At 57.2% G+C, this 11,978-nt stretch carries 11 protein-coding genes; 8 read left to right on the top strand and 3 right to left on the bottom strand.

Annotated elements, in window-relative coordinates; translation table 11 throughout:
* Positions 1-262: 262 nt before the first annotated feature.
* Both BOA8489_RS19375 and BOA8489_RS19370 read left to right on the top strand, forming a co-directional pair.
* Complete coding sequence (locus BOA8489_RS19375; protein WP_245813998.1) at positions 263-883, top strand: hypothetical protein; 621 nt, start codon at positions 263-265, stop codon at positions 881-883.
* A 221-nt stretch (positions 884-1,104) separates the two neighbouring features.
* Positions 1,105-2,094 (top strand): aldo/keto reductase, encoded by a 990-nt coding sequence (locus BOA8489_RS19370; RefSeq protein ID WP_093975961.1) that lies wholly within the window; start codon positions 1,105-1,107, stop codon positions 2,092-2,094.
* A 410-nt stretch (positions 2,095-2,504) separates the two neighbouring features.
* Here the strand turns inward: BOA8489_RS19370 and BOA8489_RS19365 are convergent, their stop codons facing one another.
* A complete protein-coding gene (locus tag BOA8489_RS19365) occupies positions 2,505-3,398 on the bottom strand; it encodes an NAD(P)-dependent oxidoreductase (RefSeq protein ID WP_093975960.1) in 894 nt (297 codons plus the stop codon).
* A 346-nt stretch (positions 3,399-3,744) separates the two neighbouring features.
* Entirely contained in the window at positions 3,745-4,422 is a 678-nt protein-coding gene (locus tag BOA8489_RS19360) for an IclR family transcriptional regulator (protein WP_176440384.1), read from the bottom strand.
* A 92-nt stretch (positions 4,423-4,514) separates the two neighbouring features.
* On the opposite strand from BOA8489_RS19360, the gene BOA8489_RS19355 reads away from it, so the two are divergent.
* From BOA8489_RS19355 to BOA8489_RS19330, 6 genes are all read left to right on the top strand, one after another.
* Positions 4,515-5,705 carry a CaiB/BaiF CoA transferase family protein gene (locus BOA8489_RS19355; RefSeq protein ID WP_093975958.1) on the top strand — a complete coding sequence of 397 codons (1,191 nt, stop codon included), beginning with the start codon at positions 4,515-4,517 and terminating at the stop codon, positions 5,703-5,705.
* Positions 5,702-6,535: a citryl-CoA lyase gene (locus tag BOA8489_RS19350; RefSeq protein ID WP_093975957.1), complete on the top strand. Its 834-nt coding sequence runs from the start codon at positions 5,702-5,704 to the stop codon at positions 6,533-6,535. The genes BOA8489_RS19355 and BOA8489_RS19350 overlap by 4 nt, the downstream gene beginning before the upstream one ends.
* Positions 6,536-6,579: 44 nt before the next feature.
* Positions 6,580-7,575 carry a Bug family tripartite tricarboxylate transporter substrate binding protein gene (locus tag BOA8489_RS19345; RefSeq protein WP_093975956.1) on the top strand — a complete coding sequence of 332 codons (996 nt, stop codon included), beginning with the start codon at positions 6,580-6,582 and terminating at the stop codon, positions 7,573-7,575.
* Positions 7,576-7,631: 56 nt separating this feature from the next.
* Complete coding sequence (locus BOA8489_RS19340; RefSeq protein ID WP_093975955.1) at positions 7,632-8,114, top strand: tripartite tricarboxylate transporter TctB family protein; 483 nt, start codon at positions 7,632-7,634, stop codon at positions 8,112-8,114.
* 1 nt (position 8,115) lies between these two features.
* Positions 8,116-9,627 carry a tripartite tricarboxylate transporter permease gene (locus tag BOA8489_RS19335; protein WP_093975954.1) on the top strand — a complete coding sequence of 504 codons (1,512 nt, stop codon included), beginning with the start codon at positions 8,116-8,118 and terminating at the stop codon, positions 9,625-9,627.
* 1,001 nt (positions 9,628-10,628) lie between these two features.
* Entirely contained in the window at positions 10,629-10,895 is a 267-nt protein-coding gene (locus BOA8489_RS19330) for a hypothetical protein (RefSeq protein ID WP_141138227.1), read from the top strand.
* Between the two features lie 284 nt (positions 10,896-11,179).
* On the opposite strand, the gene BOA8489_RS19325 is transcribed toward BOA8489_RS19330, so the two are convergent.
* Complete coding sequence (locus tag BOA8489_RS19325) at positions 11,180-11,587, bottom strand: c-type cytochrome (RefSeq protein WP_245813992.1); 408 nt, start codon at positions 11,585-11,587, stop codon at positions 11,180-11,182.
* Between the last annotated feature and the right edge of the window lie 391 nt (positions 11,588-11,978).

The following is an 11,978-nucleotide window of genomic DNA, read 5'->3' as shown; positions in this document are numbered from 1 at the left end:
GGCGGGGAGATCAGGTCACCGTCAGTGACGCTCTGTTCGTGCGAGAAGTCCAGTGGTTCATGAGAGACGGCTACACTCCAAAGCGGACATTGGTGCGAGGTGCAGCGAATGACGGCTTGGAGCCCAAAGCGGTCGTCTGTGTGCGGCGCTAAGGAGGCACGAGAGCTCATTCAAATCCAACACATGCGTTGAGTTGCATATTTTGGTTTGTTCTGAACGAGCGGGCGCGTATGGAGGAGTAAATAATTTCTGGAGTGTTCGCATGCCATCACCAACTCATTTGCGCCAAAGCCAATCCTTTTCTGCTGTTCGTCTTAGTGCGACCGCTTTGTTCGCCATTGCACTTATCTTGCTGATCCCGGCCGGAGCCGAGGCACAGATGCACGGCCAGGGCGCCGGGGCTGGAATGCACGGGCACGGCGCTGACGGGACTGGACATGATGAAGTCGTCATGCCGGGCCTGAGGGGGCGAAATGCCACGGCTGCCGAGAGTGCAGAGCTGGCGGTAATGTTTCGCAACTTCGAGACAATCTCCAGAGAAGTGACCAATCTAGGCGACGGTATCCGGACGGTGACACGCTCTTCAGACCAGGACGTGATGGATATCCTGACCAGTCATGTCGTTGGAATGATTGGGAGAGTTGACGCGGGGGATGATCCTGAGATTTTCATCCAGAGCCCAACGCTCGACATTTTCTTCGAGCGCGGGGACCAGATTGATACAAGTATCGACGTCACTGACGAGGGGATAATCGTCGTGCAGACGTCAACAGATCCCGAACTGGTGGAAGCCCTGCAACTCCATGCAGCCGAAGTCACCGCGATGGCAGACAGGGGAATGCAGGCAGTTCATGAGATGATGATGTCTCGCCCGGTAAACTGAACGCTTGGGAGTAACAATCAATTGGATTGTCTGTCAGGTCCCACAAAGCAGCTATTCGTCGCTGCCGTAGCGAATGGCTGGTTAGAGCCCAAAGCCGACAATGGGAAGCCGCGCAATTTTGGGTACTGTTTCGCTGCAGGCTCGAGTTAGGCGCTTGAGCAATTGCGTATATCGCGCGCGCGTCCGATACTGTCGCCAAGTCCATTTGAAAGGGTGCAACAATGGTTTCTGAGCGAGATTTTGGAACGACCGGATGGCGTGTCTCGTCAATTGGGTTTGGAGCGTGGGCAATTGGCGGATCGTGGGGCGATGTATCTGAAGCGGACGCCAGGGACACATTGGCGGCGGCGCTGGACGCGGGTGTAACCTTTATCGACACCGCGGACGTGTACGGTGATGGTCGCTCGGAAAGGATTGTTCGGGACGTCCTTGCCTCACGACAGGGACAACGCCCAATTGTTGCAACCAAAGCAGGTCGCCGGCTCGATCCACATGTCGAGGAGGGCTATACGCCCGAAGCGATAGAAGCGTTTGTCGACCGCAGCCTCGCTAACCTGGGGATTGAGTGCATCGATCTTCTTCAGCTGCACTGCCCGCCGACGGAGGTCTATTATCGGCCGGAACTATTTGATGGTCTAGATCGGCTGGTCGAGAAGGGTAAGGTTAAGCACATCGGAGTGTCTGTCGAAAAGGTCGAAGAGGCCTTGAAGGCAATCGAGTATCCGAACGTCAAATCGGTACAAATCATCTACAACATCTTCCGGCAACGCCCGCAGGAGCTATTTTTCCGTGAGGCCAAGGCCAAGCAAATCGCGGTCATCGTTCGCGTCCCACTCGCAAGTGGACTTCTAACTGGAAAAATGACGAATGAAACGACATTTGCTGCCGACGACCACCGAACATTCAACCGGCATGGCGAGGCCTTTGATGTTGGCGAAACGTTTGCAGGCGTGCCCTTTGAAGTAGCCCTCGAAGCTGTTGACCGACTGCGCCCTCTTGTACCGGAAGGGGCAACCATGGCGCAATTCGCTTTGCGGTGGATCTTGATGAATGACGCAGTCAGTGTTGTGATCCCTGGTGCCCGGACACCATCACAAGCAGCCTCCAATGCTGGTGCGGACGCACTTTCCCGTCTCGATTCAGATATTCTCGCTGAGGTTGACAAAGTCTATGACGACCTTGTCAGGAAACACGTGCACCAGCGCTGGTGAGCAAGGGGCGGGACGACGCAAAGAAGCAACGACAGTTCGTACGAACTTAACAAATATATCGAAGTGCTTGGACACCCGCGGAGATTGTCGCAAAGGCTCGTGCGCGAGGCACAGCGGCCGAGCAGTTCACAGTTCCGCTTCCGACGGTCGTGCTGCAATTCCCGTTTGATGAAGAAGTCGTCACGTCGGTGATCCCGACTCCGCAAGACAGGGGAAAAATGGAATAGGTCATCAAATGGTTTAAGACACCAATCCCGGTTGAATTCTGGAGCGAACTGGAGTTTTGGGGGGCTCATTCACAAAGCCGCGCCGACGCCAGCAGACCGAGCTTGATGCCCTTTGGAATTACGTCCTGTCTTGCACGAATGCCAAAAACCTTTTTTGGGATTCAATGGTCGTACTGAACTTTTTTACTCCTTCGATACGCCATTGCGACGGGCCACGAAATCGACGAGATGCGGCACGTAGTCCTCAGGGCCATCGCCGCCTGCCGATAGAGCCAGAGCGAAGCTGTTCTTGATTGCGTTACCGATGGGATTGGCCAGTCCCACATCATCAGCCATGGCCTCAAGGTAGCGCATATCTTTCAACGCGTTCGTTAGTGTGAACTTATGGGCCTCGCGATTTCCATCCACGGCGTAGCCCATAAATGTCTGGTAGAATCCGCAATCCATGCGGCTACCTCTGATCACGGAGTCGAACTGGCCGGTTGAAAGTCCCACCTTGTTCGATAGCGCCAGTGCCTCCGAATAAAGTGCCGCATAGCCAAGCGACAAAAAGTTGTTCAGAAGTTTCATCTTATGCCCAGCGCCGGAAGGCCCAACGTGAACAACCGATTTCGCCCAGGCGGACAGAACAGGCTCTAGCCTCTCGAACACTTCGTCCCCGGCGCCAACCATCGCCGCGAGTTCGCCTGCCTCGGCTTGCACAGGTGTGCCTCCTAAGGGCGCGTCAGCCATATGCCCACCTGCATTCTCGATTTTTCGGGCCAGAGCCGCGGTAGAGGTCGGGTCCGATGTCGAACAGTCGATAATGATGGTGCCGTTGGCCAAGGACGGCAAGAGCCCTTCAACGATGGCCTCCACCTGTGGTGATCCCGGCGCACAAATGTGAATGACCGATGATGCAACGGCAAGTTCTGCGAGCGTTTGAACCTCGGTAGCTCCACGTTTCACGAGATCTTCGATTGGGTCCCGGTTTCGATGGGCAATTACGGCCAACGAGTATCCAGCATTAAGAAGATTCTTGGCCATGCCGTGGCCCATCAGCCCGACTCCAACAAACCCAACTTTTTCCATTTTCATCAGGACCCTCCATTCTGATCTTCGCAGACTATCTTGACATTAGTACGTGACAATCGACAACAACACCAAGAAGCTAAGCAGGCGTTGTGAAGCTGCCAATGCCGGTTTGGTCCCGCACAGCGGTCATTCCTACCGAGTGCAGCCAAGGTCCGTTTCGAGCCCAACTCAGAAGCGACGATTCTTTGCTGCGCGCTCGCAGAACCCCCGTCATACAATCGCCGCAAAGATCTTTGCCGTGCTGCAGCGGAAGTTCCGGCCGTTCGAATCTAGCATGGCGATTTGTCGCCCCCCAAAGGTTCGGTCGTAGGCCGAGTTGTATGTTTCTGCTTCCGTAGTCGGGAAAGCGTCATGCAAGGCTCTGGCTCAAATCCCGCGCGGAGCTCAGAACCGCGATGCGTGCTTTGGCGAGAGCATCGTGGCCCAGCCTTTCGTGCGGCCCGGAGACCGCAAGCGCCCCGTGAAACTGCCCGTTTGCGTCTATGACCGGTGCGGCGACGGCCGATATATGTGGATTGCGTTCACCCTGCGAAACGCAACTTCCATCAGTGCCCAGGCGTGACTTTGCCTTGCTGTCGCCCAGATAAAAGGCCGCCAGAACATGTCCCGCCGCTCCGGAATGCATGGTCAGACGCGCGCCTTCGTCGAGGTGGTGGCGCACGGGATCGGGTGAATTCTCGCGATAGAGGCATAACCGTTCATCTTGGTCGGGAACATAGAACGATGCCGTCTCGCCGGTCTCTCTAACTAGTTGGCGCAGCACCGGGCGGACGGATTCGCCCAATTCGAAGTTGCGGCGGTAAAGAGCGCCAAGCCGCCAAAGGGCTGGTCCAAGACGAAAACGCCGGTTAGGATCTCGCTTCAGAAAGCCATATCGTTCCAACGAAGCCGCAAGCCTGCTCACATTGCTCTTGTAAAGGCCTGTTTCTACAGAAATTTCCGTCAGGGTCATTGCCGGCCGATCTTTCGTGAATGCCTCGAGAATTGATAGCGCCTTCTCGACGGATTCGACACGTGGCTGCTTCATTTGTTCCATTCTGCGCAACATCTTTTCCCATTTGTTGCATTCAGTGCGCCGCCTGTCTACCCAAAAGACATCGAATATGCCGATGGGACCACATGCGACCACTTTCCAATATCCGAGTTCTCGATTTGACAAACGTGCTGGCTGGCCCGTTTGCCTGTCATCATCTGGCCCATCTGGGCGCCGAGGTGATTAAGGTCGAGGCTGCAGGGCGCGGCGATCTCGCCCGCCAGCTTGGTGCCGATCCCGATCTCAACGCCAAGGGCATGGGCGTTTCCTTCCTTGCGCAAAATGCCGGCAAGAAGTCCACCACCGTCAATCTCAAGCACCCAAAGGGGAAGGCACTGTTTCTGCGGTTGGTCGAGAGCGCCGATGTCGTGGTCGAGAATTTCCGGCCCGGCGTGATGGACCGGTTGGGCGTCGGTTATGATGTGCTGAAGACCGTGAATCCGACCCTGATCTATTGCGCGATATCCGGTTTTGGCCAGGACGGACCCTGGGTGCACCGCCCGGCCTACGACCAGATCATCCAAGGCGCATCGGGGATCATGTCGATTACCGGAGGCACGGACAGCGCGCCCCTACGAGTTGGCTATCCGGTGGCCGACACAGTTGGCGGAGTTACTGCCGCCTTCGCCATAGCCGCGGCATTGAACAGCAATCCGCGCGGTGCGTTCATCGATGTCTCGATGCTGGAATCTGTGCTGGCGACCATGGGCTGGGTGGTCTCGAACTTCCTGATCGCCGGTGTCGAGCCTGTGGCGAATGGCAACGAGAACGTCACCTCAGCCCCGTCCGGTGCCTTCGACGCCGGCGGCGGGATGATCAATATCGCCGCAAACAAGGATGAGCAGTGGGCTCTTCTGACAGATCACCTAGGGCTCGCCGCGCTGCGCGCCCGACCGGAATACGCAACGCGCGAGGATCGCAAGAACAACCGGCGGGCTCTTAAGGCGGAACTCGAGGCCGTGTTGAAAACCCGGCCCGCGCGCGATTGGGCAAAGGAGTTAAACCGGCTCGGTGTTCCTTCAGGCGCGGTTCTGACCGTACCGGAAGTTTTGCAGATGCCGCAGGTCGCGGATCGCGGCTTTCTTAGCACCTTTAAAAACGTTCCTGGAGTTGGGCGCGACATCCAGGTTGCGACGACGGGGATCAAGATCGATGGCAACACTCCGACGGTGGAAACCCCGCCGCCGCAGCTTGGCGAGCACAATGATGCGATCTGGACCGAACTGGGGCTTCCCCAGGCCGAATTGCGCGAATTGAAAGAGGACGGGGTGATATGAGCGGTTCTGGCAAAGACGTATCTGACTGGTGGGCCACTGACATCATCGACATGACGCCCGGCCAGATCCGATTCCGTGGGTATCAGATCGAGGACCTGATCGGTAATGTATCTTTCCCGCAGATGATCTGGTTGATGACGCGTGGCGATCTTCCGACCGAAGGGCAGGCATCGCTGCTGGAATGCGCGCTGGTCGCCGCAGTCGATCACGGGCCCCAGGCACCGTCCATCGCGGCGGCGCGGATGGCGGTGACCTGCGGGCTGGGTCTAAACGGCGCGATGGCGTCGGCCGTCAACTTCCTCGACGACATACACGGCGGCGCCGGCGAGCAAGCGGTGGAGCTCTACGGCTGGATCGACAACGCCATTCAGCAGGGCCTGCCGCTGGAAGATGCGGCAGCGCAGATGATCGACCGCTGGCAAGCAGAGCGTACCAAGTACGTTCCAGGCTTCGGCCACAGGTTCCACAAGCCCGAGGATCCACGCGCGCCCCGGCTGCTGGGGCTGGTGGATGACGCGGCCAGCGCCAGCACGGTCAGCGGGCGCTTCGCCGGAATCGGACGCGCCGTTCAGAAGGTGCTCAATTCCCGCAAAGGTAAGCCGGTTCCAATGAATATCGATGGCGCGACCGCCGTGATCTACGCCGAGCTCGGCTTTGCTGGACCGCTGGCGCGCGGGCTCTTCTGCCTGTCGCGCTCTGTCGGGGTCATTTCGCATGCCTGGGAACAGATGAACCAAGGGGGACGGAACAAGGGGCCGACCCCGCCTTCCTACCGATGGACCTATACCGGTCCGAACCCGATCGGACGGCCACAACGGGCCGTTCGATAAGCCCGAACACCCCGGGACAACAGCTTATCAATGGAGGAACTCAAATGCTGACACTCAAGAAAACACGCCGAGGAGTCGTAGGACTTCTGGCGGCTTCGACAATGGCACTGGGGCTCGCGGCCCCTAGCCTCGCCGACGGGCACCAAGTGCTCGACAGCCTGCACTTCCTGATCCCCGGCGGCGCCGGAGGCGGCTGGGACGGGACCGCGCGTGGCACGGGTGAGGCGCTGACGAACTCGGGCCTCGTGGGCACCGCGTCTTATGAGAACATGTCCGGCGGCGGCGGCGGCAAGGCGATCGGCTATCTGATCGAGAACGCCGAAAGCAACCACGGCACGCTGATGGTCAACTCGACCCCGATCGTGATCCGCTCCTTGACGGGTGTTTTCCCGCACAACTTCCGCGACCTGACGCTGGTGGCCGGCACCATCGGCGACTATGCGGCGATGGTCGTGGGCAAGGACAGCCCGATCAACTCGATGGCCGACCTGCTGGCGGCCTATGACGCCGATCCCGGTGCGACCGCCATCGGCGGCGGCTCGGTTCCCGGCGGCATGGACCACTTGGTGGCCGCGATGGTGATGGAAGCGGCCGGCAAGGATGCGCTGGGCGTGAAATACATCCCCTATGACGCGGGCGGCAAGGCGATGGCTGCTCTGCTCTCGGGTGAGATCGCGGCACTCTCGACCGGCTTCTCCGAGGCTGTCGACCTGGCCAATGCCGGCGAAGTGAAGATCATCGGCGTGACCTCTGCCGAGCGAGTGTCGGCCGCGCCCGATGCGATGACTATGACCGAGCAGGGCATCGACACCACCTTCGTCAACTGGCGTGGCTTTTTCGGCGCCCCGGGCCTGCCCGAGGACAAGGTGACGATGTACCAGGATGCCATCGCGAAGATGTACGAGACGCCCGAGTGGGAAGACGTGCGCGCGCGCAATGGTTGGGTCAACATCCACAACCCGGGCGATGAGTTTAAATCCTTCCTCGAAGACCAGGAAAAGGTCATCGGCGAACTGATGAAGAAACTGGGCTTCCTGTAAAAGCCTGACACGGCAGAGCGGGTGTCCGCTCTGCCATTTTCCTTGAGGAGGGGATCATGGCCTTAGACCGTTGGATTGCGCTCATTTTGTTGGGCATTTGCATGGCCTATGGCTATGCCGCCTGGTTCACGATGGACGCGGGCCTTGCGCCCTTTATGCAGCGCAACCCGATCTGGCCCAGCACCTTCCCGAAGGTTCTGTCGATCCTTGGCATCGCCTTTTCCCTGATCATCCTGCTAGGGCTGGAAAAGAGTGTGCTGAAAGAGGCAGAGATAGATTATCGACGGTTGGGTGAGTATCACCTTGGTCAGGCCGTGATGTTGCTCGCCCTTATGGTGATCTACGCGCTGTGTTTGCGTCCCTTGGGTTTCCTCATCTCCACTTCCGGATTTCTCATCCTCGGCTCATTCATTCTGGGAGAACGCAAATGGCACATCATGGGGCTGGTTGCTCTGATCGCCACGTTGGTCGTCTGGTATCTCGTCCAAGAGGTTCTCGGCATCTACATGCGCCCACTCCCCGGTTTTTTAGGAGGCTGATATGCTCGAAGGACTTCTGATCGGCCTGGAAACGGCATTCTCCATTAAAAATCTGTTGATGGTCATTGGCGGCTGTCTGATCGGGACATTCATTGGAATGTTGCCAGGTCTCGGGCCAATGTCGATCATCGCCATTATGATCCCGGTCGCCATATCCATGGGCGATCCCTCTGCCGCGCTGATCTTGCTGGCGGGCGTGTATTACGGGGCCATCTTCGGCGGGTCGACCTCGTCGATCCTGCTCAACGCGCCCGGTGTTGCAGGCACCGTAGCCTCTAGTTTTGATGGCTACCCTATGGCACGACAGGGCAAGGCGGGCAAAGCCCTGACCATCGCCGCCATCGCCAGTTTTGCGGGTGGCACCATGGGTGCGATCCTTCTGATGGTCTTCGCTCCGGCGCTGTCCTCTGTCGCGCTGCTGTTTCACTCTGCCGAGTATTTCGCGCTGATGGTTGTGGGGCTCTCCGCCATTGCGGCGTTTGCAGGCACCGGTCAGGTCGCCAAAGCGATGCTGATGACGCTGCTGGGTCTGATCATGGCCACGGTTGGGGAGGGCGCGCTGTTCAATCTGCCCCGTTTCACAATGGGGATCATGGATCTGCAATCGGGCTTTGGCTTTATCACGTTGGCCATGGCCATGTTCGCCCTGCCCGAAGCCCTGTTCCTTGTTCTGAAACCCAAGGACCTGAAAGGCGACGAGGGCGAAATCAAGGATTTGCGCATCACTCGCGCCGAGGCAAAAGCGATTGCTCCGGTTATCGGACGCCAGTCGCTTCAGGGTTTCTTTATCGGCGTGCTGCCGGGTGCAGGTGCCACTATCGCCAGTTTTCTGGGCTACGCCGTGGAGCGCAACATCGCCCCGAAAGCAGAACAGGACGAATTTGGCAAAGGCTCGATCAAAGGCCTCGCCGCCCCGGAAACCGCCAACAACGCCGCCTGCACCGGATCGTTTGTGCCGCTGCTGACGCTTGGCATCCCCGGATCAGGCACCACGGCCATCTTGTTGGGCGCATTGATCGCCCTGAACGTCACACCGGGTCCGCGCCTGATGATCGACGACCCGCAGATTTTCTGGGCCGTGATCATGTCCATGTTCATCGGCAATCTGGTGCTGTTGATCCTCAACCTGCCGCTGATCCCCTATATCGCCAAAGTCTTGTCGGTCCCGCGCAATTATCTGATCCCGTTTATCCTGTTTTTCACCCTGATGGGCGCCTATATCGGCCAGAACAACGCAACTGAATTGTTGATGCTGGTCGGGTTTGGTGTTTGCGCCACGGCGCTGAAATTCGCCGACTACCCACTGGCCCCACTGCTGATTGGCTTCATCCTCGGCGGCATGATGGAGGACAACTTCTCGCGCTCGATGCAGCTTTACGACGGCGTCTCGTTCATCTGGGAACGCCCGATGACACTGGGCCTTCTGGTGATCGCCGCAATCCTCGTGGTCCTGCCCAGCTATCGCGCCCGCCGGGCCAAGGCCCGGCAAGAGGGCGTGGCCGAGGGAGATTAATCGTGCAGCGGGAGTGTCCCGCTTCTCAGTTCTTCTTTGATCGACCGCAGCGACGGTGCGGATTGAGTTCTACGTCTTGGACGCGGTCGAATGACCGAAATGAGAATTTCCGTTGCGTCGCCGAGTTCATGTTACTGCAAGCGCGAACGTCGCATTCTGCTTTCTGCAATTACATTCGCGGCAAGTGCATCAGGCAGCTCGTACCGCTCCCCGATGGTCGATCACCGGCTGCAACGAAAGGAGAGTTTGAATTTTGCACCTCAGACAGGCTTTGAATGACAGGTCTAGCGAGATCGACTGCAACGCAGCGATAAATGTGCCGCATCTGCGAGCAGATGCTGCGTCAGCAAACGCTCGGAAGGGCAACGGCGGCAGAGTCCGCACTGCTGCCATTGATAAAAATCGCAGCGAATGGCGGGTTTGAGCCCAAAGCGGACGCACAGTACCTACTCACCCACCGTTAATGAGCGGGCTTAAATCTCGTCGAATTCTAAACGTCGCCCCAAAACGACACCACACTGAAATTTTGCTAAGCAGGGTTCTCTATGTCACTGCGAGCACCAACATCAAAATCAACTCGATGAACAAAGAATTAGATGCAAACAGCGCGTATGCAGCAGATTATACACAATGCGGCATCAATCGAGGCCACAAATTTGCTGACGTCGGATGTTCTGGTACAATTAGCTTGTGCGGGAAATGTTTGCCCGGGCTTTTTTGTAATAAGTTCTGACTGGACGCTTTTTCGATTTGCGACAGTCGTTGTGTAAGAGGTTCCCTATGTCCAGTGAACGCGTGACTTCGAAAGCGACTTTGTTTCCGCCTCTGGTGCGACCTGAGCCAGCATCGAAGCACGCCGCCAGAAAGCGGTTCTCGCAAAATCCCATAATTGACGCCCTGTGTTTATTCACGGTCAGGCATGTAAAGCCTCCAATCGTCAATCCATATGTGACGGCAGCAATAGGTATTGCGATAATTACTGCGGCTATGGGGGTGTTTCTTTGACCCTCAGAAACCTACCCTTAGAGGAAAAATCACCTAGCGAGAAGCTATGGCTTTTGGCTGGCGAACTGCTTCGGGACGAAGGTATCGAAGAAGTTAATGCTGGACATATGGCGACCCTAATGGGGCAAGCCCTGACTTGCACCGCCATCTACAGCACGATCGATCCGCTTGACTCAAGAACCATCGAGCATGTTGTAGAACGCGCCGTCGAAGCAGCGCTCAATGCACACGGACACTTCTTGGAACAGGTAAGACACTTTTAATTCTGTCGAATTGCGCTCACCGGCCCGGCAAAGTGTGCTTTCAAGAGCCGCATCGTCCCGCAAAGTGGTCATTGGTGCACGGCGCAGCGAATAGCGGGTTTAGTACATTCTTCGACGACGGGTATCGAAGCTTGAAACTGCGATAGCCTGCTCTTCCTGCGTGTCAACAAAACCGTCGTCGCGTGGTGCCATGAAAGAGTAAGTCTGGCCATCATGTCCAAAAGATTACAATCACTGATGACAATCGAAACACAAGTCTGCTTCGTCAGCGCGGTCTATCAATCTTAGCGTTGGATCGAGCGAAGATACTCCGCTAGGGCAAACAAGCGCGTTGGGGTCGGCGTCTTACTACCATCACCAGTGTCTAAAAAGACGAGTGGGCCGGCCTGAAGCTCTTGACCAAACTCCGGCATGACGAGATCCCCAATGCGTGCACGCGAATAGCCGTCAATTGTTGACATCACGTCTACGATTGGAAAGTCGCCACCATTTTGTTGTGTAATCAGCGTCAGATCGGGGGCAGGTGCCTCCAGCTGATCTGATATTGGCCCGTCCCCTCGACCGCTATCGCCATGACAACTCGTACAATTCTCTTTGTAAAGCTGCTCACCCGCGTATTTGGGAGATGGAGTACAGGCAACCACTGCGAGCCCCACGCCTAGAGCTGCTAGCGGGATATAGGCTTTCATCATGGTTGTTCCTTTTCCGCCACTAGTCCTTTGACGTTAGTACGTGCTGTCTCGTGTTTCACGCATTTTGTGCTGCACGTGCATAGTTCTTCTGGTTGGCCATGATGTATCGCTTGGCCAAATTTGCCTATGGGCGCCGCTGCACACTGTATATCTCCTGCCAGCTAGATGGAGAAACATAAGAGAACGATTTTGCCAGGCAGCTTGGAACGGCGGCTCCGTCCCGCACAGCGGTCATTGGTGCCAGCTGCAGCCAAGGTCCGCTTAGAGCCCAAGGCGGACCACAAAGATCCACTATTATCGTCGCCCGGTCGCAACCCACGCTGTCGCTACATATGAGCGCGGACCGTCGACTTCGCCATCCAGATAGGTATCTCGAACGGCATCCTTGATC

Source organism: Boseongicola aestuarii (assembly GCF_900184815.1).
GTDB lineage: Bacteria > Pseudomonadota > Alphaproteobacteria > Rhodobacterales > Rhodobacteraceae > Boseongicola > Boseongicola aestuarii.
Note: the sequence above shows the minus strand (reverse complement) of the source record. Positions and strands in the feature narration are given on the sequence as shown.